The 798-nt window shown below is 33.7% G+C and carries 1 protein-coding gene; it reads right to left on the bottom strand.

Annotated elements, in window-relative coordinates:
• Positions 1-44 precede the first annotated feature (44 nt).
• A complete protein-coding gene (locus KA894_RS14355) occupies positions 45-596 on the bottom strand; it encodes a recombinase family protein (RefSeq protein WP_186330832.1) in 552 nt (183 codons plus the stop codon).
• Positions 597-798: the final 202 nt, after the last annotated feature.

The raw sequence follows: 798 nt of genomic DNA, 5'->3' as shown, positions 1-798 counted from the left end.
GATTCTCCTTTCATTAGTTTTCTTACTGTGATTATTTGTTTTTACTACTTCATTTTTATTATTCTATAAACAGTAGACCTGCTAACACCTGTTTGCTTTGCAATCTCTTCGCCAGTAAGTTTTTGTTCGTCGTATAGAAACTTAATTTCTCTTTTCTTGTGATCAGGTAATGAAGGGCGACCACCTTTTCGGCCTCTTGCTCTTGCTGCTTCTAATCCCTTTTTAGTTCGTTCACTTAATAAGTTAGCTTCAAGTTCAGCGAATGCACTCATCATGGTAAAGAACATTTTGCCCATCGCATCTTTGGTCGATACGTTCATATCTATAATATGTAAATCAATATTATTTTCATCCAACCATTGAGATAACTCAATTAATTGCTTTGTTGTACGTCCAAGGCGATCTAGTTTATAGATAACTAGAATATCTCCTTCACGTAAATAATCCAAACACTTATCAAGTTCCGTTCTTTTCGTTTTACGACCACTCGCTTTCTCGCTAAAGATACGTTCACAACCATATTCCTCAAGTGTATCAATCTGTCCATCAAGACTTTGATCTTGTGTTGATACACGTGCATAACCAATTTTAGCCATTTGAATACCACCTCTTTTAATCGTTTTATGGGTACTTGTTAACAAAATCTAATTCTCGACGCAAATAAACGCGTCTCTCATCGTCTTAAAACTCGTGTTTTTTTATATTTATAATACATTGATTATAACACAAGTTTATAGACTTAAATATTCAAGAAAAACCTCTTATGTGACTTTACCAGCTAATTTAGAATAACTTTTC

This window comes from Staphylococcus sp. GDY8P131P, from assembly GCF_017891975.1.
Taxonomy (GTDB): Bacteria; Bacillota; Bacilli; order Staphylococcales; family Staphylococcaceae; genus Staphylococcus; species Staphylococcus nepalensis.
This window is presented reverse-complemented; position numbering and strand designations above follow the sequence as displayed.